The sequence below is a fragment of the Arthrobacter zhaoguopingii genome, assembly GCF_009828595.1.
Lineage (GTDB): Bacteria > Actinomycetota > Actinomycetes > Actinomycetales > Micrococcaceae > Arthrobacter_D > Arthrobacter_D zhaoguopingii.
The window spans coordinates 1-23693 of sequence record NZ_WPNY01000005.1 but is presented as its reverse complement, the minus strand read 5'-3'; the positions used below and the strand labels follow the sequence as shown (position 1 = coordinate 23693).

The 23693-nt window shown below is 63.3% G+C and carries 26 protein-coding genes; 18 read left to right on the top strand and 8 right to left on the bottom strand.

From position 1 onward, the window contains the following. Positions 1-26: 26 nt before the first annotated feature. Positions 27-914 (bottom strand): MurR/RpiR family transcriptional regulator, encoded by an 888-nt coding sequence (locus GVV86_RS08315; protein ID WP_246669917.1) that lies wholly within the window; start codon positions 912-914, stop codon positions 27-29. Positions 915-1104: 190 nt separating this feature from the next. Between GVV86_RS08315 and GVV86_RS08310 the strand changes: the two genes are divergently transcribed. The 5 genes from GVV86_RS08310 (at position 1105) to GVV86_RS08290 (ending at position 5884) form a co-directional block, all read left to right on the top strand. Further along, on the top strand, positions 1105-2064 hold the full coding sequence (locus GVV86_RS08310) for an N-acetylmuramic acid 6-phosphate etherase (protein WP_281406943.1): 960 nt from the start codon (positions 1105-1107) through the stop codon (positions 2062-2064). A gap of 14 nt (positions 2065-2078) precedes the next feature. Further along, entirely contained in the window at positions 2079-3386 is a 1308-nt protein-coding gene (locus GVV86_RS08305; RefSeq protein ID WP_159802497.1) for an ABC transporter substrate-binding protein, read from the top strand. Positions 3387-3442: 56 nt separating this feature from the next. Further along, the gene (locus tag GVV86_RS08300) at positions 3443-4330 is read left to right on the top strand and encodes a carbohydrate ABC transporter permease (RefSeq protein ID WP_159802496.1); all 888 of its coding nucleotides are present in this window, start codon (positions 3443-3445) and stop codon (positions 4328-4330) included. Then, positions 4327-5214 carry a carbohydrate ABC transporter permease gene (locus GVV86_RS08295; protein WP_246199738.1) on the top strand — a complete coding sequence of 296 codons (888 nt, stop codon included), beginning with the start codon at positions 4327-4329 and terminating at the stop codon, positions 5212-5214. The genes GVV86_RS08300 and GVV86_RS08295 overlap by 4 nt, the downstream gene beginning before the upstream one ends. Before the next feature lie 160 nt (positions 5215-5374). Continuing rightward, a complete protein-coding gene (locus tag GVV86_RS08290; RefSeq protein ID WP_159802495.1) occupies positions 5375-5884 on the top strand; it encodes a MarR family winged helix-turn-helix transcriptional regulator in 510 nt (169 codons plus the stop codon). Positions 5885-5962: 78 nt separating this feature from the next. Here the strand turns inward: GVV86_RS08290 and GVV86_RS08285 are convergent, their stop codons facing one another. Together GVV86_RS08285 and GVV86_RS08280 are read right to left on the bottom strand one after the other, a co-directional pair. Beyond that, entirely contained in the window at positions 5963-6913 is a 951-nt protein-coding gene (locus GVV86_RS08285; protein WP_159617912.1) for an NmrA/HSCARG family protein, read from the bottom strand. 612 nt (positions 6914-7525) lie between these two features. After that, positions 7526-8398 carry an enoyl-CoA hydratase/isomerase family protein gene (locus tag GVV86_RS08280; protein WP_201291405.1) on the bottom strand — a complete coding sequence of 291 codons (873 nt, stop codon included), beginning with the start codon at positions 8396-8398 and terminating at the stop codon, positions 7526-7528. Positions 8399-8517: 119 nt separating this feature from the next. Here GVV86_RS08280 and GVV86_RS08275 point away from each other — a divergent pair, with 119 nt between their 5' ends. The 3 genes from GVV86_RS08275 (at position 8518) to GVV86_RS08265 (ending at position 11244) form a co-directional block, all read left to right on the top strand. Then, a complete protein-coding gene (locus GVV86_RS08275; RefSeq protein ID WP_159617911.1) occupies positions 8518-8913 on the top strand; it encodes a winged helix-turn-helix transcriptional regulator in 396 nt (131 codons plus the stop codon). 475 nt (positions 8914-9388) lie between these two features. Further along, on the top strand, positions 9389-10366 hold the full coding sequence (locus GVV86_RS08270) for an ABC transporter ATP-binding protein (RefSeq protein WP_159802494.1): 978 nt from the start codon (positions 9389-9391) through the stop codon (positions 10364-10366). Continuing rightward, a complete protein-coding gene (locus tag GVV86_RS08265) occupies positions 10363-11244 on the top strand; it encodes an ABC transporter permease (RefSeq protein ID WP_159802493.1) in 882 nt (293 codons plus the stop codon). The genes GVV86_RS08270 and GVV86_RS08265 overlap by 4 nt, the downstream gene beginning before the upstream one ends. A gap of 394 nt (positions 11245-11638) precedes the next feature. On the opposite strand, the gene GVV86_RS18465 is transcribed toward GVV86_RS08265, so the two are convergent. Continuing rightward, positions 11639-11830, bottom strand: coding sequence for a nuclear transport factor 2 family protein (locus tag GVV86_RS18465; RefSeq protein WP_201291404.1), 192 nt, complete (start codon positions 11828-11830; stop codon positions 11639-11641). A 9-nt stretch (positions 11831-11839) separates the two neighbouring features. On the opposite strand from GVV86_RS18465, the gene GVV86_RS18460 reads away from it, so the two are divergent. After that, positions 11840-12199, top strand: coding sequence for a hypothetical protein (locus GVV86_RS18460; RefSeq protein WP_201291403.1), 360 nt, complete (start codon positions 11840-11842; stop codon positions 12197-12199). A gap of 87 nt (positions 12200-12286) precedes the next feature. On the opposite strand, the gene GVV86_RS08250 is transcribed toward GVV86_RS18460, so the two are convergent. Then, positions 12287-12817, bottom strand: a complete 531-nt coding sequence (locus tag GVV86_RS08250) for a CGNR zinc finger domain-containing protein (RefSeq protein ID WP_159617907.1) — start codon at positions 12815-12817, stop codon at positions 12287-12289. Between the two features lie 89 nt (positions 12818-12906). On the opposite strand from GVV86_RS08250, the gene GVV86_RS08245 reads away from it, so the two are divergent. From GVV86_RS08245 to GVV86_RS08230, 4 genes are all read left to right on the top strand, one after another. Next, complete coding sequence (locus tag GVV86_RS08245) at positions 12907-13767, top strand: alpha/beta fold hydrolase (protein WP_159802491.1); 861 nt, start codon at positions 12907-12909, stop codon at positions 13765-13767. Positions 13768-14125: 358 nt separating this feature from the next. After that, complete coding sequence (locus GVV86_RS08240; RefSeq protein ID WP_159802490.1) at positions 14126-14686, top strand: small multidrug efflux protein; 561 nt, start codon at positions 14126-14128, stop codon at positions 14684-14686. A gap of 46 nt (positions 14687-14732) precedes the next feature. Further along, complete coding sequence (locus tag GVV86_RS08235; RefSeq protein ID WP_159617904.1) at positions 14733-15413, top strand: NAD(P)H-binding protein; 681 nt, start codon at positions 14733-14735, stop codon at positions 15411-15413. 88 nt (positions 15414-15501) lie between these two features. After that, positions 15502-16251: a MerR family transcriptional regulator gene (locus GVV86_RS08230; RefSeq protein WP_159802489.1), complete on the top strand. Its 750-nt coding sequence runs from the start codon at positions 15502-15504 to the stop codon at positions 16249-16251. Positions 16252-16301: 50 nt separating this feature from the next. Here GVV86_RS08230 and GVV86_RS08225 read toward each other — a convergent pair whose 3' ends face one another. Beyond that, positions 16302-17252, bottom strand: a complete 951-nt coding sequence (locus GVV86_RS08225; RefSeq protein ID WP_159620655.1) for an AraC family transcriptional regulator — start codon at positions 17250-17252, stop codon at positions 16302-16304. Positions 17253-17371: 119 nt separating this feature from the next. On the opposite strand from GVV86_RS08225, the gene GVV86_RS08220 reads away from it, so the two are divergent. Further along, entirely contained in the window at positions 17372-18124 is a 753-nt protein-coding gene (locus GVV86_RS08220) for an SDR family NAD(P)-dependent oxidoreductase (RefSeq protein ID WP_159620657.1), read from the top strand. 359 nt (positions 18125-18483) lie between these two features. Continuing rightward, positions 18484-19428: a MerR family transcriptional regulator gene (locus GVV86_RS08215; RefSeq protein ID WP_246669916.1), complete on the top strand. Its 945-nt coding sequence runs from the start codon at positions 18484-18486 to the stop codon at positions 19426-19428. A 151-nt stretch (positions 19429-19579) separates the two neighbouring features. Here the strand turns inward: GVV86_RS08215 and GVV86_RS08210 are convergent, their stop codons facing one another. After that, the gene (locus GVV86_RS08210; protein WP_159802488.1) at positions 19580-20245 is read right to left on the bottom strand and encodes a response regulator; all 666 of its coding nucleotides are present in this window, start codon (positions 20243-20245) and stop codon (positions 19580-19582) included. Further along, entirely contained in the window at positions 20242-21537 is a 1296-nt protein-coding gene (locus GVV86_RS08205) for a sensor histidine kinase (protein ID WP_246669933.1), read from the bottom strand. Before GVV86_RS08205 ends, GVV86_RS08210 begins: the two co-directional genes overlap by 4 nt. A 213-nt stretch (positions 21538-21750) precedes the next feature. Here GVV86_RS08205 and GVV86_RS08200 point away from each other — a divergent pair, with 213 nt between their 5' ends. The 3 genes from GVV86_RS08200 to GVV86_RS08190 form a co-directional block, all read left to right on the top strand. Further along, positions 21751-21930 (top strand): hypothetical protein, encoded by a 180-nt coding sequence (locus GVV86_RS08200; RefSeq protein WP_159620663.1) that lies wholly within the window; start codon positions 21751-21753, stop codon positions 21928-21930. 198 nt (positions 21931-22128) lie between these two features. Beyond that, the gene (locus GVV86_RS08195; protein WP_159620665.1) at positions 22129-23331 is read left to right on the top strand and encodes an AI-2E family transporter; all 1203 of its coding nucleotides are present in this window, start codon (positions 22129-22131) and stop codon (positions 23329-23331) included. Between the two features lie 215 nt (positions 23332-23546). Further along, positions 23547-23693, top strand: a 147-nt coding sequence (locus GVV86_RS08190; RefSeq protein ID WP_159802486.1) for an ATP-binding cassette domain-containing protein, incomplete at its 3' end; no start/stop codon positions are given.

The following is a 23693-nucleotide window of genomic DNA, read 5'->3' as shown; positions in this document are numbered from 1 at the left end:
GCGGTGACGGCCCGGCCGGGCGTTGGTCAGGTCCTGCGGGGATGGACTGCCGCGTATGTTTTACCCAGGGCATCGACGGCCTGGTCGTAGGCCTTCTGCGCCACCCCCATGAAGAGGCAGTCCACGACCATCATCTGGGCGATGCGGCTGCCCATGGCGCCCGAGCGGAACGGCGTCTCCCGGGCGGCGGTGGTGAGCGTGATGTCGGCGTGCTTGCCGAGCGAAGAGTCCCCATGGTTCGTGATCGCGATCGTGGTGGCTCCGGCGTCGTGGGCGATCCGCAGCGCCTCGACGGTATCCATGGTCTCGCCAGAGTGGGAGATGGCGATTGCGACGCAGTCGGAACTCAGCAACGCTGCGGAGGTCCACGACGAGTGCGCGTCCGACCAACTGTGGGCCACCAGCCCGATGCGGTGGAGTTTCTGCTGGAGATCCTGCCCCACCCATGCGCCGGCGCCGACACTGGAGATGTCGATACGGCGCGCCTTGCGGACGGCGCCAACCGCCTGCGAGAGGCGATCCACATTTAGGAGTTCCGCCGTGTCCGCGATGGACATCGCCTCGGCCGCCGCGATCTTCGCGACGACGTCGTGCAGCGTGTCTGTCTTGCTGATGTCTTCGTAGACCCCGTCCGGGACATCGTTCACCGTTCGCTCGCGCGTCGCCTCGCGGGCAAGGTCGAGCCGGAAATCCTGGTAGCGCGCATATCCCACCTTCCGGTAGAACCGCACCACTGAGGCCGTCGATGTCACGCAGACATCGGCCAGGTTGCCAATGGACAGCGACGAGGCGCGTTCGGGGTCGGCGAGCACGACGGCGGCAACCGCCTGCTCCGAGGGGCGAAGCGAAGGCAGCAGCGCCCTGATCCGGGCCAGCACGGCACGTGACATTGCAGCGGTGTCGATGTCTTCCAACGCTCCTCCTTCAGCTAGAGCAGTGCGCCCCCGGTTCACAAGGTACCAAGGTTCCAGGAACCGGGGCGTGTTAAGAAGTTTCTAACATGAAACCGATTCTGTACATCCTTGACATCGATCGACCCGAACCCTAGCTTTATGTGATGGCGATCACCGAGCAGGGCTTCATGCACTCGAAACGGAGAATCTTGTGAACCATCAGTCCATCGCAGACTCACGGCCAGGTGGGGCCTGGCTGGAGATCAGCACCGAGCGCAGAAACCCGGCGACCGTGGATCTCGACACTCGTTCCACGACCGCTATTCTCGAGGCGATGAATAACGAGGACGCAGTTGTCCCCGGCGCTGTCCGCGCCGTTCTGCCGCCACTCTCCCAACTCGTCGACCGCGCGGTCGAGGCAGTTCAAGGCGGACGCCGGGTGCACTACTTCGGCGCCGGCACCTCAGGGCGGCTCGGCGTACTGGATGCCGCAGAACTGTTGCCGACATTCAACCTTGAAGAAGGTGTGGTGGTCGCCCATCACGCCGGCGGCGACGCGGCCCTCGTCAGGGCCCTGGAAAACGTCGAAGATTCTTGGGAATCGGGGGCCTCCGATGCGGCTGATGTCGCTCCGGGCGATGTCTGTGTCGGTATTGCGGCCTCCGGCCGGACCCCGTACGTCGGCGGGGCACTTGAAACGGCCCGCCGACGAGGTGCTTCCACCGCCCTCATCACCTGTGCCCGGGAGCCGGAGCTTGGCTCCTTGGCGGACTTTGTCCTCATCGCCGACACCGGGGCCGAAATCCTCGCGGGTTCCACCAGGTTGAAAGCGGGCAGTGCGCAGAAACTGATCCTCAATGGTTTCTCCACGGCCCTGATGATCCGCCTCGGGAAGACCTGGTCGAATCTCATGGTCTCGATGGTTGCGACCAACGAGAAGCTCCGGGCGCGGACCGTTCGCATCCTGATGGAAGCGACCGGGCAGGAGGAGGACCTGTGCAGGTCCTCCCTCGAACTCAGTGACGGCGACCTCCGCGTCGCCCTGCTCTGCATGTTCAATGACGTATCACCTGAGGACGCACGCGCCGCGCTCGCCTCTACCCGCGGCAGCGTTCGTGCCGCGACAGAGTTCCTGAACACTCAGGGCTCCAACTCCACCACCACAGCATGAGGAGTAACTGGACAATGAATATCCGATCCAAGGTAGCGGTAACGGCCCTGGCACTCACCCTGTTGCCGCTGAGCGCGTGTGCACCCGGTTCCGGCTCCACCCCGGAGTCCGCAGACGGGTCGGCAGCCGCCGACTGCGCCAGCCCCGAGACGTTGAGCGTGTGGTCCTGGCGCCCTGAGGACGCCGAGGCCTACGCGAAGATTTTCGACGTGTATGAAGAAAAGAACCCCTGCGTGCAGGTGGACTTCCAGGCTTTCAAGAGCACGGAGTACAACCAGATCCTCTCCACCGGCCTGACCGGGTCCGACGGACCCGATGTCGCGCAGCTTCGAGCGTACGGCCAGCTGCAGCCGCTGATCGCGGGAGGGAACCTCACGGATCTCTCGGGCAACGTTCCGGGTCTCGAGGAATTCGATCCGACGGTCCTCGAAGGTGCGAAAGGCAAAGAGGACGGCAAGGTCTACGGCGTGCCGTTCGCGACCCAGGTGATGCAGGTCTTCTACAACAAAGCCATCTTCAAAGAACAAGGCATCGAGGTCCCCGAGACATGGGACGACTTCATGGCTGCGAATGACAAACTGCAGAAGGCCGGTATCACCCCGCTCTCCGTCGGCGGCAAGGACGCCTGGATGATGCCGTTCATCCAGGACATTTTCGGTTCGGCCCACTACGGCGGCGAATCCTTCCGGCAGGACGTCCAGGAGGGCACCAAGGACTTCACCGACGCCACGTATGTCGAATCCATCCAGACACTCAAGGACCTTCAGGGCTACATGCCCCAAGACGTGGTCGGCGTGAGCTACGCCGACTCCCAGATTCTCTTCGTCAACGAGCAGGCCGCCATGTTCCCCGGCGGGTCGTTCGAGCTGGGCTTCTTCCAGAAGCAGAACCCCGATCTCGACCTCGGCGTCTTCCAGGTCCCGGTGAAGGAAGGATCTGTTCTGGACACTCCTGTCTCGCCGGCCTATGCCGATGGCAGCTGGGGCATCAACGCGGCGTCGGACAAGCAGGAGGCATCGTTGGAGCTGGTCCAGTGGATGGCGTCCCGGGAATTCGGTCAGCTGGTCGCTGACGAGTTGAAGCAGTTCTCCCCCGTCCCCGGGGTCACCTTCGACGATCCGGTGATGAGCGACATCTGGAGCCTTTACCAGGAAAACCCGGCCCCCTACCTCATGCTGGTCGACTTCCGGTATGGCCAGCCGCTCGGCACGGAGCTGATGGGGACCGGCGTGCAGGAACTGTTCCTCGGTGACAAGGAGGCCAATGAAGTCGGCGGCGATATTCAAGAGGGAGTGTCGCAGTGGTTCACCCCGAGCAGCTAATCTCCGGGCGCCCGCAGGTGAAGCGCCGAAGGAGGTCCAGTGCCAGGCTCTCCCCGATGACGACGGCACTGTTCCTCCTGCCGGCGGTCCTCCTGTTCTCGGTGTTCGTGCTGTATCCGATGCTGACCGCGTTCAGTTATTCGTTCTTCAGCTGGCAGGGCACCACGAGGGCAGGATGGGCCTGGTTCGCGAACTTCACTACCCTGTTCACCGAGGCTCCGTTCAAGACGGACCTGCCGCGGGCACTCGGCCACAACCTGTTGCTGTTCGCCGGAGCGATGGTGTTCCAGAACACCATCGGCCTCACCATCGCGTCCTTCCTCTACCGGAGGAAGCGGTTCAAGAAGCTCTTCCAGACGCTGTACACCCTCCCCTATCTGGTCAGCCCCCTGGTGATCGGCTACCTGTGGTCGCTCCTGCTTTCACCGCTGTTCGGCCCGATCAACGAACTCCTGCGCCTCGTCGGGTTGGATAGCCTGGCCCAGCCCTGGCTCGGCCAACCGTCTACCGCTCTGTGGGCGATCGTCCTGGTCACGGCATGGCAGTGGCTCGGCTTTCCGATCCTCCTGTACGGGGCTGCCCTGGGCGGCATCCCCGAGGAGCTGAATGAGGCGGCGTCACTCGACGGAGCCTCCGGGTGGCAGCGGTTCCGCACCATCACCCTGCCGCTGCTCACATCCTCCATCGGCATCGTCACCATCCTGACCTTCATCGGTGCGATGGAAGCCTTGGCGCTGCCGTATGCGATGGGAGGGTCATCCGGTTCACCGGCCGGCGCAACGGATGTCCTCTCGCTCATCTTCTACCGGACGGCGTTTGAATCGGGCGCGACGAACGGCATCGGATTGTCCTCAGCCCTTGCAACCCTGCTTTTCCTGTTCATCTTCGGCATCGCGATGGTGTTCACCACCATGATCCGACGCAAGGAAAGGACTCTGTCGTGAGCGCTCCAGCAATCAGCCGTACACCACCGGCACAGCACGAGGCACCCCCTGCCCGCGTTCCGAGGAAGCGGAGTGCCTCTGCTGCGGCGACCTCGTTGTTCCTCTGGGGATACGCGGCGATCGCAGTGCTCCCCCTGCTGGTCATGGTGGTCAACTCACTGCGCACCACGCGGGAGATGGCCGCTGATCCGCTGGGGCTGCCAGCAGATCCCAACTTCGCCAGCTATTCCAAAGCCTGGGTGCAGGCGTCGTTTGGCACCTTCTTCACGAACTCACTTCTGGTTACGGTCTCCTCGGTGGTGCTCTCGACGACCGTCTCACTGCTGGCCGCGTACGCCCTGGCCCGGAGCCGTTCCCGCATCACCAGCGTGATCGAGGCGGTATTCCTCTCCGGTCTGATGCTTCCGGTCTATCTGGCGATCCTGCCCGTCTTCTACCTTCTTGACGGCATGGGACTCGTGGACAGCAAGATCGGCCTGATCCTCGTCTACGCGGCCCTTAGCGTCCCGTTCTCCGTGTTCGTACTTACCAGCTTCTTCCGCCAACTACCTGAAGAGCTCGAGGAGGCGGCCCGTATCGACGGCGCAGGAAGCATCAGAATGTTCTGGAACATCATGCTGCCGCTGGTGCGCCCGGCGATCGCCACGGTGATCGTTTTCCGCTTCGTCCCCATCTGGAACGACTTCTTTTACCCCCTGGTGCTCCTGCGCTCGAGGGAGAACTACACCCTCCCCGTGGGCCTGACGACCTTCTTCGGCGAATACCAGACCGACTGGCCAACCCTCTTCGCCGGCCTGGTCATCGCCACGCTCCCGCTCGTCATCCTCTTTCTGGTTGCCACCCGACAGATCGTGGCCGGGCTGACAGCGGGCATGAGCAAGTAAAGGGCTCGCGCACCAGGCCAACCCGGACCCATCACGCAAAGACAGGAGCCCTGCACACCCACTGCAGGGCTCCTGTCTTTGCCATGTGAAGTGACACCCGGGAGGATCGATCCGGTCTCAGGACGGCCACCACGTCGACCCAGGCAATAGGATTCTTGACATGTCAGAAGTATCTTCAGATCGCGCACTCGATGGCCCAGCCGCTGCGAGCGGGCGTCGCTCACCGACGGCGAATGAACTGCGTGCTTGGCGCGCGTTCATTGAGACATCGGAGGCCGCAAAGCAGTCGGTCGCCCTGCGCCTTCAGGCGGAGTCGGGTCTGTCGACAGGTGATTACGCGGTCATGGTCGCGCTGTACGACCAGCCCGAGCACAGCATGCGTTCGTCGCAGCTTGCTGAAGCCATCAGCTGGGAAAGAAGCCGACTCTCTCATCATCTCGCCCGCATGGAGCGGCGCGGCCTCGTCAGTAGGCATACCGCCGCCGGTGATAAACGTGGGGCCGAGATTCGGTTGACGGCAGAGGGTGCGCATTCCTATAGAAGGGCGTCGTCCCCGCACCTCCACGCAATACGCGACATATTCGCCGCCCCCCTTAGTGCTGTGCAGTTGAACGTCCTCGAAGACGCGATGCGCAGCCTCGCAGCGCATCTTGAGTCACTGAGGAGCTAGGAACTCCCAGCACCGTGAGGGGGGGCATCACCCATCCTGGGTGATCCCCCCCCACTCGTCGCTGTCTGCGCCAGCTGGTTATGCCACCTTCAGCGCCTGCGCGTTTTCGGCCGCCCAGGTGCGGAAGTCGTTCAGGCCAGGAACGAACCGGCGAAGCCATTCCAGTTCCCGGGCGCCGGTGAACTCGGTATCGAAGTCCCCGTAGTACTGGAACATGTTGCCCATTTCCTCCGCGCCGGGGAAGCCGAACCCTCGGAACGTGTCGTAGGGCACCGATTGGAAACGAACGGGCTCGCCGAGGGCATCGCCGAGCTGGCTGGCGTACTCGGCGCCGGTGAGGTGATCCCCTGCGAGGCTGAGGGTCTTCCCGATGTACTCCCCGCCGGCGGCGAAGATGGAGAACACAGTGCGCCCGATGTCCGCAACGTCAACCCCGGAGAGAAGCCGGCCTTCCTCGAAGGGAAGCGACAGCGTCAGGACCCCATCGTCTCCCCGGCGGGGAGCCAGGGCCTCGATGAAGTTCTGGAAGTAGAAGGTTGTGTTCAGGTACGTTGTCGGCACTCCGGCGTCGGCGAAAAGAGCGTTGCCCTCGCCCTTGGCATCGAAGTGCGGCACGTTGTAGTGATCCTGCAGCACCGGCATGCGCGGGTCATCGAGGGGAAGCAAGCTGCGGGTGTCCTCGAGGGTTGACCAGACGACATGCGCCACATCGGCCGCTGCCGCTGCACGGGCGAGGACGGCGGTCTCGTCAAGCTCCCGGCGGGCGGAACCATGCGCCCAGAAGTTCGTTACCAGGAACGCCCCGTATGAGCCCGTGAGCGCTGCAACGACGCTCCCCTCATCCTCGAAGTCCGCGCGGACAACATCCGCGCCAAGTTGGCGCAGGGCCTCGGCCGATGCAGAACCGGTGTCACGGGTCAGGGCACGAACCGCGAAGCGCTTCTGCGGATCGGCCAGAAGAGCGCGGACGACGCCACCGCCCTGAGACCCGGTCGCTCCGGCCACTGCAATGATTTTCTGCTCACTCATGATTTGCTACCCATCACTAGATTGTTGATGTGCTGACCCAACTGCTAACTACTTGACGCGTCAACCACAACGGTGGGCGTTCTATTCCGAACCCTCATCGCCCATCCCAGGATCGCCACAACAAGCCTGGTCGGCCACGCTGGTGGAGAAGACGAGGCCTCGCAGCCCATACTCCTCTCCGATGCTCCACGCTCTCAGGGATGGCGTTCGGGCCTGTACTTGTCCCTTCGGAGTCGCGGAAGTGTGGAGCGTGGGATGGAGGGTGCAGGTTTCAGCCGGGGCCGGAAGGGTCATTCAGTATGGTGACGCATCGACTAGTACGGTGTAACTATGAAGACTTCGACTGGACGTACAAACTCCCTTTTCCTGGTGCTTCTTCTTGGTGTGCTCACAGTTTTGTCCTGGCTTTTCATAAAGGAGCCATCCGGCACAGTGTTGACCGCCATCTTCGGGTCAACCTTCATAGTTTGCGCCGGCATCCTCGTCCTGAAACATCACAGAAGGTCGACCCGCTCGGGAAGTTGAGGTCGGCGGAGGACGAACAGATCGCTGGATTCGGGGGATGAAAGGATGGTGCTGGACAGGGTCAATGGAATGGGCTTCAACGACTACTCAGTCACGAGGCTTTGAATCTTTGCTCATCTGTCGGAGAAGGCCCTCGAGATCACGTTCCCCTTCGATTGTCTGGGCGCCGCGCTGGAGGCTGTCGCCAATGAGGTGCCGGGCTGCTGGAAGCCCGAACAAGGTACCCCATTCTGTTTCTTCCTGCTGGTAGCCCGTGAGCGGTGTGATGGGGGTGAATATCCGCTTGGCTGCGGCGAGTACGCCGTCCGGCAGAGCGGCGATATTGTGGGCGAGCCGGTCTACGAACGCATCAAGATCATTGGCAGGGATAGCGCGGTTGATCCACCCATAGGAGGCAGCGACATCCGCCTCGACAGCATCTCCGGTCAGAACGAGCTCCAGGGCGCGGTTCCGGCCGACTCGTTCAAGGAGGTACTGGGTGCCGCCTCCTGAGGGGATGATTCCCATCAGTGCTTCGATCTGCCCGATGCGGGCCGTTTCGCGGGCTGCGAAAGTCATGTCGGCTGCGGCGATGAATTCGGCACCGCCTCCACGGGCGATGCCCCTTAGCTTGACCACCGTGACCTGTGGTTGCTGTCGGAGGAGCTCACCGACAGCCTGAAAGACGTTGACTCCCTCCGGCGCCTCTGAGGCAAGCTGCCCCAGGATGTCCATCTGATCGCCGATGTTCATGTCGACGTGCGCGATGAAAAACTCCGGGTTCGCGCTGTCGAAGACAATCACCGCGACCGAGTCATCCTGCCGAAGTGCCAGCATCAGATCCCGGAGTTCACTCATCATGACAACGCTGAGCGCGTTCACGGGCGGGTTGTTCAGGGTGACGGACAAGACTCGACCGTCCTGCTCTGTCTGGAAAGTCTCGAACTCGGTGGCGTCCACCGACAGCCTCGATTCGCTCACGTGTTTCTCCTAGGTATTCGATAGGCATCTCGGTTTACAATGCATACCTAGTCTTGGAGTTTGTTCGAGGCTCGTCAAGAAGGCACTTTAGGCATCCTAGGGATACAGGAACACACCGAATGCAGCGGTTCAGCAACATCGTGGACACAACCACGGAGGTCTTCAGCCCTGACTGTGAGAGTCGCCCCATCCTCGATCAGATAGCCAACAAGTGGTCGATGATGTGCATGGCGGTACTCGACGAACCCAGGAGATACAACGAGATCAAGCGACGGCTCGGAGGCGTCACGCAGCGCGTGCTGACGCAGACGCTCCGCAAGTTGGAGCGTGACGGTCTCATCGAACGACGGGTGCTGCCGACCTCACCCGTGGGCGTCGAATATGCCATCACCCCGCTCGGTGAATCGCTGCGGGAACCATTCGGGCATCTCTACGACTGGACTGTGACCAACGCCCCGTCGATCCGCCGCAATCAGATCGCCTATGACCAGCGCAAAGAACTCGGTGGAACCTGATTCGTCCGCCGGAAGGCCCACCCGAAACCGGTCGATCCGCCGCACGGGTCCCGCTTATCGAGTAGCTCGCCGTCGCCCACCACAATGCCGCAGGGGCGGGCGGGTGTTTCGTGATCTACCGATACGGCGTACTAGTACGCTGTGATAGAGTGGGTCGAGATTTAGCCCCGCGTCGCCAAGGTATGCTCCAGGGCCCGGTGCAGTATCAGTGAGCACCTGGCATCGTCCCCTACTCCCGGGGTGGAACCTGCCCGTATCGGGCATTCGAATTTGACCCTGTTGTGTGAACACAGTTTCTAATACTTGGCGGGACTGAAACGCCATGATCCGTTTCGGTCTCCGCAAACTTATCGACCCAGCTGGCCCACGTCTCCGAGGAGGACGATTTGACGAACCGACCTTCATGTTGGAACACGCGGTGTCCAGATGTGCAGACAAAGACATTCACTCCTACATTGATGAGAAGGATTGGCCCATGATTGAAGCTCAGACCCTTACGAAGCGCTATGGCGCGAAGACGGCGGTGGATTCCGTGTCGTTCACCGTTCAGCCGGGGAGGGTGACCGGATTCCTGGGCCCGAACGGTGCGGGGAAGTCCACCACGATGCGCATGATCATGGGACTGGATAATCCCAGCGGTGGGCAGGTGATCGTCAACGGCCGGCCCTACGCAAAGCACAAGGCTCCGCTGCATGAGGTCGGGGCGCTGCTCGATGCCAAGGCGGTCCACACCAAGCGCTCGGCGTATAACCACCTGCGGGCGATGGCGGCCACCCATGGCATCCCGAACTCCCGGGTCAACGAGGTCATCGAGCTCACCGGGCTGGGCGCTGTCGCGAAAAAGCGCGTGGGCGGGTTCTCCCTGGGCATGGGCCAGCGCCTGGGCATCGCGGTGGCCCTGCTGGGGGATCCCCAGACGGTGATCCTTGACGAGCCCGTCAACGGCCTCGATCCCGAGGGCGTCCAGTGGGTCCGCCACCTCGCCCGGGACCTCGCCGCCGAGGGCCGGACGGTGTTCCTGTCCTCGCACCTGATGTCCGAGATGGCCCTGACGGCCGATCACCTGATCGTGATCGGGCGCGGACGGATCATCGCCGACGCCCCGATCCAGGACATCATCGACGGTCAAAGCAAGGCCCGGGTCCGGGTCCGCGCGGACCGGCCGCAGGACCTGCTCGGTGCCCTCGCCGGCGACGGCGTCGGCTCGCAGCTGCTGGAACCGGAACTGATCGAGATCACCGGCGTCGACCCACGCCGGATCGCCGAGACCGCCCAGCGCACCGGCGTCCTGGTCTACGAACTGACCCCCCTGCAGCTGTCCCTGGAGGACGCCTACATGCAGCTGACCCAGGCCGAGGTCGAATACCAGTCCCACAGCCTCTCCCCCACCGCCCCGGCCACCACCGAGGACACCACCCAGCTCACCATTCCCGTGGAAGGACGCCGACCATGAGCGCACACACAACCACATCGCCCTCACCAACCAAGAACGCCCCTCGGCCCCGGCCCGGCTCCGGCATCACCTTCACCCGGGTGCTTCGATCCGAGTGGATCAAGGTCACCACGGTCCGCTCGACGGTGATCCTGATCGCCTCGACCGTTTTGGTCATGGTCGGTCTGGCTCTACTGGGCGCCTGGGGATACGCCCAGATCGCACAGACCATGAATGACGGCGGCATGCCCGCCAACTTCCAGGCGCAGGGCCCCGGCGACCCTGCCGTTGATGCGCTCACCACACCGTCGTCGGGATTGATCTTCGGGCAACTGCTCATCGCCTCCCTGGCTGTGGTCCTGATCGCCTCCGAGTGGGCTACGGGAATGATCCGCTCCACCATGGTCGCGGTCCCCGGGCGCACCCCGGCTCTGCTGGCAAAGACTGCCGTCATTGCCGCCGTCGCCTTCCTCGTCGGCCTGCTCAGCGCCCTGGTGTCCTACCTGATCGCCCAGCCCATCCTTGGAAGCCAGGACCTTGACTTCGCCCTCACCCAGGACGGCGTCCTGGCGAGCATCATCAACACCGGAACCTACCTCGCCCTCGTAGCGGTCATCTCCATCTCCCTGGGCATCCTGCTGCGCAACACCGCCGGCGGGGTGGTCACCGCCGTCGGCATCTTCTTCGTCCTGCCCGTCATCATGCAGCTCCTGTCAGGTCTCGCCGAGTGGGTCACCGACGCCGCACGTTTTCTGCCCGGGGAGGCAGGCAACAAAATGGTCGCCGTCACCGCGGCCGATGACGCCCTGACCCAGCTCCAGGGCGGACTCGTCATGGGCGCCTGGGCACTGGCATTCCTCGCCGCCGCCCTCATCGTCACCAAGAAACGCGACGTCTAAGGAACCACCCGCACCCTGGCCCACGGCCGGAGCCACAAACCCTCGGTGAGGGAACCACAGAGCGAACGCTGCGGAACCCTCACCGAGCCCGCGACACCCACCCAGTGGAGGTCAGAACCACCAGGCCGCTCAATGACTGGACTGACTTCGCGAATGCCGTTACCTTCGGCGATGGTCGCAGTGACAGTCCTGCGGTGCGTGCCGGTCAAACTTCTCACATACGGTGCAGCCGCTAGCGCGTGTCGTGCCGTCGCCTTGCCGGAGCCTTCGCGGCCGGCCTGCCGGGCATGGTTACAGGAGGCGGTGCGGGCAATGCCGCATGTTCGGGCGTGGACTCCTTCGCTGCTTTCCGCTTGAGTTTCCTAGAGGCAGCCTCCGCGTCAACCGCCACCCATCAGAAGCCCTGGCCGTCCAGAGCCGTGAGGAAGACCTGCGGGTTCCAGTACTCGCGGTAGGTCGCGATCTCACCGCTGCGGAACGTCACGAAGGCCGCGTAGCGCATGGCGTAGGTGCTGCCGGTCCTCACGACCGTTCCTGCAACGCTCCACTCCATGACAACGACGTCGGGGTCGCCGGTCGTGTACATCGTCGTGGTGTGGAGCTCGTGGACGTCAGTCGTCTCGCCCTCGATGACCGACTAGCTGCCTTCGGGCACGAAGGGAAATTCGGCGACGACGTCCTCCGCGCACGAGTCGGTCCAGGCCATCATGTCCTTCGACAGGAAGAGGCCGAGGCCGTGCGGCAAGCGCGGGGAACTGACCATGACCGCGTGGCGATGGGGATCGCAGCAGGCGGGGTGGTGGCTGCGACCCAGCGGCCGGACCGCTTGAGCTACAGCGCGGTCATCCGCACCAGTGATGGCGCCGTCGTGCAGACCCAAGTCGGCCGTTCTTACACCTCGTCCACCGGCCTCGACACCTTGAAATCGTCGAACTTCAAGACGTCCGTCTGCTGAAACCTTGGCGCCCCTAGATGATTAAGTCCTATTGGAGTCAGTGGTCGTGGGACTGCTCGAACCGCGTGCCTCCATCCGGACCCGGCGTCAGTGGGCGTCCGTGGCGCGGCTGGTCCGCTGGCGGCTGGCATGCGCGCGGGCTTTCATACGGTTCCCACACGTGGTCATCGAGCACCACCTACCAGTCCCCGGTCGACTGCGATCGATGAAGAACAGGTTGCAGTCGCTGTTCGCGCACGCCTTGAGCCGACCCGGTGTCGACTCAGCGAAGCGGGCCCACGCCAGGGCCGCACGTGCTGCGAGTCGTTTCGGCGGATCCGCTTCCAGCCGCCACTGGATACCTGCCGGAGACGGCTCCGGCACGAGAGAGATATCGGAGAGCAACTCGGTCAGGCGCTCGGTCGCTCCTTCGGCCGCCCGGATGACGTCTTGAAGCACCTGCCTCATGAGCCGCAGCTGCTGCAGCTCGGCATCGGAACCGGTGCCGCCGAACCTCACCGCAAATTCTCCGGCTGCTCGCGCATGGAGCTCCTCGGTGATCCGGCCGCCGACGGCGGGGGCGCTGTTCAGCAGCGCCAGGAGAAGGTCTTCGTCCGGGCCCGCGCTCTGTGAAACCATCCTCACCCTTTCGCGTTGCTCACCTGCGAAGGGTGTCAACGTTTGTGCTACATTTCCACTAACCACTATATACCTTTTAGGAGTTAGTTTTGGCTACAGTCCATCACCGCGTCGCCACGGTCAACGGTCTCAGCATGTTCTACCGGGAAGCCGGGCCGGTGGGTGCACCCGTGCTGCTTCTCCTGCATGGATACCCGACCAGTTCCCACATGTTCCGGCACCTCATCCCCGCCCTGGCGGACGAGTATCACGTCATCGCGCCCGACCACATCGGTTTTGGACGCTCTTCGGCGCCGTCGGTGGATGAGTTTGACTACACCTTCGACTCGCTGGCGGAAATGACGGCCGGGCTGTTGGCGGGCCTTGGCGTCACAAAGTACACCGTGTACACCCAGGACTACGGAGCGCCGATCGCATGGCGGCTCGCGTTGGCCGACCCGGGGTCGATTGAAGGTGTCATCTCCCAGAACGGCAACGCCTATGAGGAAGGCTTCGTGCCGGACTTTTGGGCTCCCATCTGGGCGTATGGCGCCGACCCGTCCCCCGCGAATGAGCTCGCGCTGCGGCCGGCGCTCGAACGGGAAGCCGTGGAATGGCAGTACAAGCACGGGGTTCCCGATGTGACCACGATTGATCCCGACGCATGGGAACATGACCTCGCCCTTTTGGACCGGCCAGGGATGGACCGGGTGCAGCTGGCTCTGTTCGGTGATTATCACACGAACCGTACGCTGTACCCGGCAGTTCATCAGTGGCTGCGTGAATCGCAGGTGCCCGTCCTGGCAGTCTGGGGCAGGAACGACGAGATCTTCGGCCCGGACGGTGCCAAGGCCTTCCTCAAGGACGCCTCGCACGCCCAGGTTCAGTTGCTTGACGGAGGGCACTTCCTGCTGGAATCGAACCTCGACGAGGTCGCGCAGCTCATCCGCGACTGGCGCGCTCAATTCTAGCGACGCCGGCAGGCCTTCGGACGCCAATCGGCCCGTGGTGACAGATCACGCCGCCTGGTGCGAATCACTGAGGCGTCTCGGTTGAAGCGTGCGGCGACATGCTGTGGCGGGCTCCGCTGAGCCGTTCCACTCCATCGTCGATCCGTCAATCTCCGCTGCGCGGGGCGAATGTAGCGCACGGGATCGCGTAGTCCGCCGCCGGCCGCCGCTCCTGTGACGTGGGTTTGGTCACATGCCCTTGACCCTGTTGTTGGCACAGGGTCTTCAATGACGACATCAACACATTCAGGGCCCTCACATGAGGGCCCGACCAGGCCGGCGAGGGAACTCCCGGCCGGGAAACATCAAGGAGAATAGCATGTCTGCTTTATCTGAAGGCCTTCAGGACTTCGTGAATCAGGTCCCGGAGGTGCTGCAGCCGCTGGGTGTGGGCCTTGTCGGGATGATCCCCTATGTCGAGGGCGAGGGCTCGGCGGCCCTGGGCATCATCGCGGGAGTCAACCCGATCGTGGCAGGGATCGCCGGCGCCGTGGGCAATTTCCTCAGCGTCCTCGTGGTGGTGCTGCTGAGCTCGCGTGCCCGCCAGATGGTCGTCGCGCGGCGGGCAGGCGCCAGCGGACCCGACGGCAACGGACTAGGCGGCACCGTCCAGACGCTCGAGGCCCCGGGATCGGCCCCGCGGTCGGCCCGGCAGGCCAAGGGCCAAACCCGCCTGCGGGGATGGCTGACCAGGTTCGGCGTGCCGGGGGCAAGCCTGCTGGCGCCGCTGGCCCTTCCCACCCAGCTCACCGCAGCGTTCTTCATCGCCTCAGGGGTCGGCAGGCAGCGGGTGCTTGTGTGGCAGGCCATCGCCATCATCCTATGGACCGCCGCCGTCGCCGCGGCCGCGACCGGAGTCCTGGGCCTGCTCGGCTGGTAAGGCGTTCCGACGGCGACAGTCGATATCAACTTCAGGGAGTGAGCCTGTGAAAGTTTTCATTATGGGTATCAGTGGTGCCGTGGGTGGGCTCCTTGCAGAACGTCTGATCGAGAGAGGCAGTCAGGTGTCCGGACTGGTGCGCACTCAGGATCAGCAACGCCGGTTGGAAGTGCAGGGCGTCTCCACCCGTGTCGGCAACCTGGCTGACATGGATGCGGCAGCCCTGGCACCCCTCTTGAGCGGTGTTGATGCGGTTGTGTTTGCAGCGGGTTCCAATGGCGGCGCGAAGGAAGAGACGGACGCTATCGACAGGGTCGCGGTCGACAACGCTCTCGCCGCGGCAGAACGTGCCGGCGTTCGACGATTCGCGCTCGTTTCGGTATTTCCGGAAGCCTGGCGTGAACGGGACCTCAGCGACGACGAAGAATACTACTTCGCGGTCAAGAAGCTCATGGACATCAAAGTCAGCCAAAGCAGCCTTGACTGGCTGATCCTCCGGCCATCCCTCCTGCAGGACCGCCCGGGCCAGGGGACGGTCTTCCTTGGCCCCGCGGCCGTACACGAGGATATTTCGCGCGAGGATGTGGCGGAGGTTCTGACCGAACTCCTCCTTCAGCCGAAGGTGACCCGGCAGATTCTCGAAGTCACCAGCGGCCGAACGCCGATCACCGATGCAGTCCGATCGATCATCCCGAACCGGTCAACGTCGGGGGAACTCCTTCCTTGAGCGTGTGGTGGGAACATTGGGTTCAATCGATCGGAGGCTGGATGACGAACCCGCGCTGGCGAAGATGATCTAGGAAGGAGGGATAAGGATGGTTTGGAGCACACGGGAAATCGCGGATCTCGCCGGGACCACCGTGAACACGGTCCGTCACTATCACCAGATCGGCCTTCTCGAGCAGCCCGACCGGATGTCCAACGGCTATAAGCAATACCAGGTCAGACACCTCGTCCGCCTCCTGAAAATCCGGCGCCTGCGCGACCTCGGCGTCCCCCTGGACCAGATCGATCAGGTCGCCGTCGACGGTGACTCGTCGACCGAGGCCCTGCGGGCCATCGACGGCGACCTGCGGGTGAGCATCGAACGACTCCAACGCGCCCGGGCCGAAATCCAGGCCATCCTCCGCGGCTCGACCGTCACCGACGTTCCCCCGGGATTCGAGGACGTTGCCGCTCAAATGTCGGAGGCGGACCGGTCCCTGGTGCTGATCTACTCCCAGCTCTACGACAACGATGCGATGAATGACCTGCGCCACATGGTCGAAGCGGACACCGATAAGGCAAGCGCGGAACTCGACGCGCTGCCACCCGACGCGGAGGAAAGCCAGCGCCAGGAACTCGCCGAACGCTACGCACCCCTGCTCGCCAAGACACTCAAGGACTATGCCTGGCTGAGCGATCAGAAAGACCATGTGACCAAAAGCGCTGAAGTGACCCAGCACACCGTCGTCGAGGCAATCCAGGCACTCTACAATCCCGCACAGCGGGACGTTATCGTCCGCGCCAGCATCATCGCCAACGGCCTTCTGCGCAGCGCAGAACCCCCTGCAGAGGGCACATGACCCCATTGATTCCGTTTTCGCGAGGGGGTAGCTCCTAGTGGATACCCTTGTTAGCCTCCGTTCGCGGTTGAGCGCAGTGTCTGCCGTGCCTGATTCCGAAATTGGGCGGGTGATGATCCAACCACGCGGCGGAAGGCAGTGCTGAACGCGCTTTCCGACAAGTACCCAGTGGCTTGAGCGAGTTCCGAGATGGAGGAGCTGTCATGGGCAAGGGCGTCACTGGCAAGACTAATCCGCCATCGAATCAAGTACTCCAACGGCGGAACCCCAACCTGGTTCTTGAAGGCCTGAGCGAAAACGGACCGCGACATATGGCTGACCTGAGCCAGTTCGGTGAGGGTCCACGGATGCGCCACGTCCGCATGCATGGCGCGAAGGGCGGCACCGACACCGTCCTCGTCCAAGGCACGCAGCCAGCCTGTGGGCCGGTCCGCCTGACTGGCATGAGCGCGCAACATGTGGACGAGCAGGATCTGGGCCAGGTGATTCATCGCCAGCGATCCACCGGGGGCCGAGGCCTCGACCTCACTGGCCAACATTTCGATCAGATATGCCAGATGCCTTCCGCGAGGATCGGCCGCTCGGACAACCACAAGCGGCGGCAGGAAATCCGTCAGGACGGATACATTCCTCTCATCGAACGCGAGATGACCGCCGCAAAGATAGGTGTGTTGTTCGACGTCAGGGCCGATGCTTACGACGCCGGCCGTGGGGCCCTCCCACAGCGGCTTCGCAGGGCGCGGACGTGCCTCCAGCGAGCTCGCCATGACGTAGGGTGGCGGGTTGCCGAGAAGGTAGGTGTCACCTTCCTCGAGGAGCACCGGTTCGTGTCCGTCGATGGTCAACCAGCACCTGCCGCGGACGACGCCGCCCACCTTGACGTGGGGAAAGGCGTCAAAGCGCAGGGCCCACTCCCCCGCGGCCCGCAGGCTGGGCTCGAGGACCGTGCGAGGCCGCAACAGACCGATCGCATCGGCTACCGGATCTCCAAACCCGAGCATGGCATCCCCTTTCGGACGATATGTAAACAAGTGCGGACTATTTATGTTGAATCGTACCTCACGCTCCTGAAGTATTGATCATGTTCAATCCGACACGAGCCTCAACGAAGGACACATACATGGAACAGCTTGACGGCAAGACAGCGGTAATTACCGGAGGAAGCAGCGGCATCGGTCTGGCCACCGCCGTGAAACTGGCAGACGAGGGTTCGTTCGTTTTCATCACCGGCCGCCGCGAGACCGAGTTGGAAGCCGCCGTAAAGACCATCGGGGCGGACCGGGCCACCGCCGTTGTCGGCGACGTGGCAAAACCCGAGGATCTGGACCGGCTCTACGAAGCGGTCCAGGCGCGAGGAAAGGGCCTGGACGTGCTGGTGGCGAACGCGGGGATCGCTTCGTTCATGTCACTGGAGCAGACCACCGAGGAACACTTCGATTCAACCTTCGCGGTCAATGTTCGAGGCATGCTGTTCACCGTCCAGAAAGCGTTACCGCTCCTGAACGACCATGCCTCGATCATCCTGGTCGGATCGACCGCCGCCGACCGCGGCATGGAAGCGTTCGGTGCCTACTCGGCGTCGAAGGCTGCTGTCCGGTCTTTCGCACGGACGTGGTCCACTGAGCTCAAGGACCGTGGCATCCGGGTCAACGTGGTGTCACCGGCGTGGATAGAGACTCCCGGGGGTACCGCAGCATTCGGTGATGAGGATACCGCTCGGGCCATGAAGGAGCACGTCGCCGCCACGGTCCCCAAGGGCCGCATGGGTCAGCCGGAGGAGGCCGCCGCCGTCCTTTCATTCCTGGCCTCGGAACAGAGCAGCTACGTCGTCGGCTCAAACATCTACGTCGACGGCGGCACGAACCAAATCTGAGAAGGCCCCGCACGGAGAGCGGCAACTAACCTGAACCTGCTCTTCATCTCGCAGGCGCCTGCTCCCAGCTCCGAGTCCGTATCGCTGCGTTCAGCTCTCGGCACGCGGGATGACTTTTGCACAGTCATCCCGCGTTCGGGCGTGGGCCGGACTTTCATCCGATCGGTTTGCTCGAGCAATCGGAGGAGTCCACAAGTCACCGAGAACGCGTTCGCCGAAACCCCTCGCAGCTCTTTATTGGTGACCCTCAACCCAATGTCATGGCGGGTCCCGGTTCGTGGAGCATCGGCACGCATCCCTCGGCATAGGTGCCGTGCGGAGTGCTTGGAGTTGCACCTTCCGTAGCGTTATGTGGTTCGGTGGACTCACGTATCGCCTCACTGAGGAAGGCTCCGCTCATTTTTTCGTCCTTTATTCCGCCCCGTCAGGTCAAGATTGGTGACGCGGCATCGTTCGTCGGCACCACACCGCGGGCGATCCGTCACTACCACCAGATCGGCCTGCTGCCCGAGCCCGAGCGGGGCAGTGACGGCCGCCGCCGCTACGGCTACGACGAGATGATCTGGCTGCTGTGGATCCGCAAGATGACCGACGCCGGGATCGCCCTGGACGACATCCGGGACGCCTTTGCTGACACGGCTCCTGCTGGTGCCGACAGCGACCACGACGTTGCGGGCATCCTGGACCGGCTGGAGAGAACTCTCGTCGCCCGGGAAGCAGAACTGCAGCGGCAGCGGACTGCTGTTCGGCGCATGCGCACCCGCGGCAGCAGGATGGGTCTGCTCTCCGACTTTGTCACCAGCCGCCTTGAGAGCCTGCCCGAGGGCTCCCTGCGCCAGACGGACCTGGACAGCCTGCTGGTCATGGAGCGGATCTCGGGCCCGCTTGGTGCGGCCGTCAACGCCTCCCGTCTAATCGCCCTGGCCACCCACCCGGGTCTGCGGCAGGAATCCGAGCGCGTCGAGGCCGCCGAGGAGGCACTCGATGACACGGTCGCTGTCGATGACCCCCGGGTGGCACAGGTGGCCGCCGAACGACATGCCTTCGAACTGGCGCTGCACGCCGTCATCGAGGATTCCGGCCTGGCGCAGAGCGATGAAGCGCTCTTCGACTCCTGGGAGGCTCTGCACCCACCGACCTCGGAGAACCCGGAGGCCGAGGCCAGCCAAAGCTTTGGTAGCGGGCAGGAGACCATGAGCGTAGTCGAAGCAGTTGGAAAGATGCCCTTCGACTTCTCCCCGGCCCGCCTGCGTTGCATCGAATTGGCCGAAGAAATGGCTGCCCGCGAGTCACGCGCTCCTTAGACAGGGCCTAGTGTCCGATCCGGTCTGCTGAATCGCCTAGTTTGTGGGGGTGCATCTTCGTATTGGGGGGCCGGGTCGAACAGCGTATCGGCGCGCGTCGACCCCCAGCACGCCCACATGTTGGGGACGACAGTGGAGGCCGGCTCGCCTGCTACTCGACGGTCACGGTTCCTGTGCGGATGCCCCAGAGGACAATCTGGAGGCGGTCGCGGGACCCGGTTTTCTCGAGCAGATGGGTGAGATGGTATTTGACGGTGGATTGTTCCACGAAGAGTTGTTTAGCGATTTCGGCGTTTGAGAGGCCCTGCGCAAGGAGTTGCAGGACGTCGATTTCACGGTCGGTGAGCGGCGAAGGAAGCGGCTTGTGAACCCCGGCTGGTGGTGTCGGTGGGCGGCGCTGCACGAACTCCTGCAGAATCCGCCGTGTCAGCCGCTGGTCGAGGGTTCCGTCGCCCTGGGCGACCGAGCGGATGGCATTGAGCAGCGTGTCCTCGTCGGCGCCTTTGAGGAGGAAGCCCGCGGCCCCTGCTTCGAGAGCGGCGAAGGTGTCATCGTCGATGTCGAAGGTGGTGAGGATCAGGATCTCGCTGTCCAGGGTGGCGTCGGCGGAGATGATGCGTGTCGCGGCGACGCCGTCCATGACGGGCATCCGGATGTCCATACACACGACGTCGGGGCGAAGCTCCTTGGTCAGCCGGATAGCTTCCCGACCGTTTTCGGCTTCCCCGACGACGGTGATGTCGGCGGCTGAGTCGAGCAGGATCGATAGTCCGGCCCGAACGATGACCTGGTCGTCGGCGATCAGGACACGGATCATTGTGGTGCTCCTTGGACGAGGTTCGGGATTCGTAACCGGTTGCTCCAGCCGCCGGTTTCCGTACGCCCGGTGGTGAGTTCGGCTCCGATGAGCTTCGCCCGCTCGTGCATGCCGACGAGCCCGTATCCATGGTTTGCCCGGTCGTGAACCGGTGTCGGCTGGGCGTAGATGATATCCCGGTAATGGAGGCTCGACGTGTTTTCCACGGTCAGGACAGTGGCCTCGGGTAGGTACTCGATCGTCACCATGCATTTAGCGCCTGGAGCGTGGCGTGCGGCGTTGGCCAGCGATTCCTGCACCACGCGATAGATGGTCGCCTGGGCGACCGGCCCGAGATGGGTTGCATCCCCTGTCGATTCGAAAGTAACGCTTTGACCGCGGCGCACGGCGGCATCGATCAGCTCCGGCAGATCACCCAGGCCCGGGGTGCCGATGGACACCCGGATATCACCGGTGGCGCCTTCGGTTTCCGGGTCCGGGCGGAGTAGGCCGACAGTCCTGCGCAGATCGATCATCATCGCCCGGGCTTCTCCTTCGAGCTCACGGAGCATGGCCCGTGTGCGCAGCGGATCCTTCTCGATCAGTGTTCCTGCCGCCTGCGCGGTCACGATAATGCCGGAGAGGTGGTGTCCGGAGATGTCGTGCAGCTCCCTGGCGAGGGCGGTCTGCTCGGCCCGCCGGCGCTGAGCCTCATCCCGTACCTGTTCACGGCGGATCATCTCGTCCCGCTCACGCGCTGCAGTGGCGAGGTAAGCGCGGTTGCGGACGAGTTCAGCGACCACAGCCGGTGCCGCGTACTCGACGGCCAGACGCCCGGCGACCAGGGCGAAGGCGAGCAGCGGGGGTTGGGCTCCGCCCAGTGCCACCCCAAGGACGACGACGCTGCTCGTGAGCGCAACTGCCGCCAGGACGTACCACGCCCGGGGCCGTGGTACCCACCGAATGAGGTAGAAGGCGGAAATCACGACCGCCAGGCTCCCTTGCCCCAGGTCCACCCCGCCGGTAACGAGGAGAACCGTCTGCAGCATCACGACAATCGCGAACACCGGCATTGGGGCACGGTACCGAAAGAGAAGTGCAGCGGCCTGCCCGGCTACGAGAGCCGCCTGCAGCACCGTCAGAAGCAGTGGCTGAGGCGGCAGCAGGGGATCGATTCTTGCGGCGAAGAGGGAGGCGACCGCGACCGCGAGGACAACGGCGGGGAGGACGACAACGCGTTGAAGTGAGCGTGGATGGCCGGGCCCCGGCGTTGTGTCGGCCGCGCCGGGTTGGGCCGTTCGCCGGGTTCGCATGGACTTCACGGGATAAGTCAACCACGAACGCACCGGCATACCCGGACGCACCGTCAAGGCCGGGGAAGGACCCGACAACCGGACGGCGGCGGACTGTCCTTTTGGCTAGTGAAGGACTGTCCGCTTGGCTAGTGCAGGACTGGTCCTTTTGGCTAGTGAAGGACTGGTCCTGGGGCTGGGGTGCGGAGGGTGCGCAGCTGGCATCTTGGAAGTATGAACAAGCAAGAGAGTGAACCCCTCCTCGTAGAGCACCTTTCGAAGTCCTTCCGCGGTGTCCGCCGGGTCGAGGATGTTAGCTTCACCGTCGGCGCAGCCGCTACCGGAGCCCTCACCGTCCTGACCGCGCTTCTTCTGACCGGCGCCGCGTTCACACTGAAACGCCGCAGCCTCTAACGGCCGCATCTACCTTATGGATCGAGGGAGGGTCCGCGCATTCGGTACACATCAGGAACTGCTGGCGACCGATTCGCAGTACTGGAACCTCCTCGACGCCCTCAGCATCCCTGCAAACCAACCCGACAACTCAGATTCGTTCATCGCGAACCTGCACCGGCCAAGGGAAGATTCATTTGGCATTGAAAAAGGAAAAGCATGTCTAAGCAGCAAAATCAGGCGGTGGAGTACGACAAGGATGTGACGCCAGCTGCGTCCACGAGATCGCTGCCAATACGACGGATCCGCAGCGGAGCGTTACTGTCCGCACTGACAGCTATAGCGCCAATTTTGGGCAGAGCACTCATCCTCGCAACCGCGGTCATTGGGGTCTGTTACTTGCTATCGAAGGTGTGGGTGGTGGTTCTTCCACTCATTCTCGCGTTGCTGCTGACCTCGGTCCTCTGGCCGGTCACGCGGTTCTTACGTCGCGCTATGCCAGCGGCCGCAGCGGCGGCCATCACCATTGTCGCGTTGGCGGGTGCTGCGGTCGGGATCGGTTGGGCTACCGCGGCGTTGTCCATGAACGGGGTGCGGGAGCTGTCAATGCAGATGGCCGGAAACCTCCAGAACCTTGGGGCTTTCGCTGAGTCTTTGTCCTTCTCGAAAGCGGACCTCAACGAAGTCCTGAAGCCAGCGGTCACCTGGCTGCAGGAGAACGCGGGTCAGGTCCTGACACAGGTCTCCCTCGGCTTGGGAACAGTCGGTTCCCTCACCGTGACCTTCTCGCTGACGTTGATTCTCACTTTCTTCTGCTTGAAGGACGGAGACCGGTTTTCGGGGTGGCTTCTGCGGTGGACAACAGGTACGGCTCTCCTTCATACCGCGGAAGTAACATCCAGGAGTTGGCGGACATTATCGACCTACATATCCTCACAGGCAGCAGTAGCACTTGTTGACGCCGTCTTCATCGGGATCGGTCTTTGGCTACTCGGCATTCCGCTCGCTCTACCCCTTGCGGTGTTAATCTTCTTCGGCGGATTCCTTCCGATTATTGGGGCAGTAGCCACCGGGCTCCTCGCTTCCATCGTGGCACTCCTTACGGAAGGATGGATCACAGCCTTGATCGTGCTGGGCCTGGTCCTGCTTGTGCAGCAGCTTGAGAGCAACGTACTTCAACCACTGCTGGTCGGACGATCTTTGAAGCTTCATCCTGCAGTGGTTCTCACGGGCGTAGCAGCCGGCGCATCCCTGTTCGGGATCGAAGGGGCCTTCCTCGCCACACCCACTATCGCCGTAGTGATGATTGCATTCCAGTACGCCAGGGAGCAGATGCTCGAACCCGTGAGCAGGTTTCCACTGCTCACGACTGAAGAGACCGCCGGGCCGGCTAGCGGAAGTCTTTCATCGGTATCAACATGAGATGCCGCGAAGTATCCCATCATGGTGACGGCACTGTTGTCCTATATTCCTGGGCGAAGTCAACGAAGTAGGGCATCGGGGGGGCACCACAGCGGGTGCGTGGCTCGGACGGCGGCGGACTGTCCTTTTGGCTAGTGAACGACTGTCCCTGGGGCTAGTGAAGGACTGTCCCTGGGGCTGGGGTGCTGGGGGCGCGCAGCTGGCATCTTGGAAGTATGACCACGCAAGAGAATGTACCCCTCCTGGTTGAGCGCCTTTCGAAGTCCTTCCGGGGTGTCCGCCGGGTCGAGGATGTGAGCTTCAGCGTCGGCGCCGGCCGGATCACGGGCCTGCTCGGGCCCAACGGCGCCGGGAAGACCACC

Coding starts and splice junctions, on each gene's coding strand:
- GVV86_RS08270 (WP_159802494.1), top strand. CDS start 9,389: ATGATTGAAGCTCAGACCCTTACGAAGCGCTATGGCGCGAAGACGGCG.
- GVV86_RS08265 (WP_159802493.1), top strand. CDS start 10,363: ATGAGCGCACACACAACCACATCGCCCTCACCAACCAAGAACGCCCCT.
- GVV86_RS08250 (WP_159617907.1), bottom strand. CDS start 12,817: ATGGTTTCACAGAGCGCGGGCCCGGACGAAGACCTTCTCCTGGCGCTG.
- GVV86_RS08305 (WP_159802497.1), top strand. CDS start 2,079: ATGAATATCCGATCCAAGGTAGCGGTAACGGCCCTGGCACTCACCCTG.
- GVV86_RS08285 (WP_159617912.1), bottom strand. CDS start 6,913: ATGAGTGAGCAGAAAATCATTGCAGTGGCCGGAGCGACCGGGTCTCAG.
- GVV86_RS08300 (WP_159802496.1), top strand. CDS start 3,443: ATGACGACGGCACTGTTCCTCCTGCCGGCGGTCCTCCTGTTCTCGGTG.
- GVV86_RS08205 (WP_246669933.1), bottom strand. CDS start 21,537: ATGCGAACCCGGCGAACGGCCCAACCCGGCGCGGCCGACACAACGCCG.
- GVV86_RS08225 (WP_159620655.1), bottom strand. CDS start 17,252: ATGCTCGGGTTTGGAGATCCGGTAGCCGATGCGATCGGTCTGTTGCGG.
- GVV86_RS08240 (WP_159802490.1), top strand. CDS start 14,126: ATGTCTGCTTTATCTGAAGGCCTTCAGGACTTCGTGAATCAGGTCCCG.
- GVV86_RS08230 (WP_159802489.1), top strand. CDS start 15,502: ATGGTTTGGAGCACACGGGAAATCGCGGATCTCGCCGGGACCACCGTG.
- GVV86_RS18465 (WP_201291404.1), bottom strand. CDS start 11,830: ATGTACACGACCGGCGACCCCGACGTCGTTGTCATGGAGTGGAGCGTT.
- GVV86_RS08195 (WP_159620665.1), top strand. CDS start 22,129: ATGTCTAAGCAGCAAAATCAGGCGGTGGAGTACGACAAGGATGTGACG.
- GVV86_RS08210 (WP_159802488.1), bottom strand. CDS start 20,245: ATGATCCGTGTCCTGATCGCCGACGACCAGGTCATCGTTCGGGCCGGA.
- GVV86_RS08290 (WP_159802495.1), top strand. CDS start 5,375: ATGTCAGAAGTATCTTCAGATCGCGCACTCGATGGCCCAGCCGCTGCG.
- GVV86_RS08200 (WP_159620663.1), top strand. CDS start 21,751: ATGAACAAGCAAGAGAGTGAACCCCTCCTCGTAGAGCACCTTTCGAAG.
- GVV86_RS08220 (WP_159620657.1), top strand. CDS start 17,372: ATGGAACAGCTTGACGGCAAGACAGCGGTAATTACCGGAGGAAGCAGC.
- GVV86_RS08275 (WP_159617911.1), top strand. CDS start 8,518: ATGCAGCGGTTCAGCAACATCGTGGACACAACCACGGAGGTCTTCAGC.